This is a genomic window from Vibrio sp. S234-5 (genome assembly GCF_000960595.1).
Lineage (GTDB): Bacteria > Pseudomonadota > Gammaproteobacteria > Enterobacterales > Vibrionaceae > Vibrio.
Genome location: NZ_JZAM01000374.1, coordinates 1 through 432, shown reverse-complemented (window position 1 = coordinate 432; position 432 = coordinate 1). Strand labels below are relative to the sequence as shown.

General features: G+C 47.0%; 1 protein-coding gene. It reads left to right on the top strand.

What is annotated here, in order from left to right:
• A partial coding sequence (locus UF06_RS21605) for a peptidoglycan DD-metalloendopeptidase family protein (RefSeq protein WP_045572313.1) occupies window positions 1-385 on the top strand: 385 nt, incomplete at its 5' end.
• Between the last annotated feature and the right edge of the window lie 47 nt (window positions 386-432).

Below are 432 nucleotides of genomic sequence, written 5' to 3'. Positions count from 1 at the left end.
CAAACAGCGCGGCAAACTACCATGGCCACTCAAAGGCAGTGTGTTACATAACTTCGGTACGCGTCAAACCGGACAAGTAAACTGGAAAGGTATGGTGCTTTCCGCTAACTATGGTCAACAAGTTAAAGCAGTTTACCCTGGCACAGTCGTATTTGCAGAGTATTTAAGAGGTTACGGTTTAGTGGTGCTGCTTGATCACGGTAAAGGTGACATGACGCTTTACGGCTACAATCAAGCGTTAACCAAAAAAGAAGGCGATAAAGTCACCGCAGGCGAAGTGATAGCACTCGCTGGTGATACAGGCGGGCAGGACCGACCATCCCTGTATTTCGAAATCCGCCGTAATAGTGAAGCACAGAACCCGAAGTCTTGGTTAAAGCGCTGATTATCTGACTTATTTATCGTGTATTAAAAGCAAAGGAGCCACTCGGC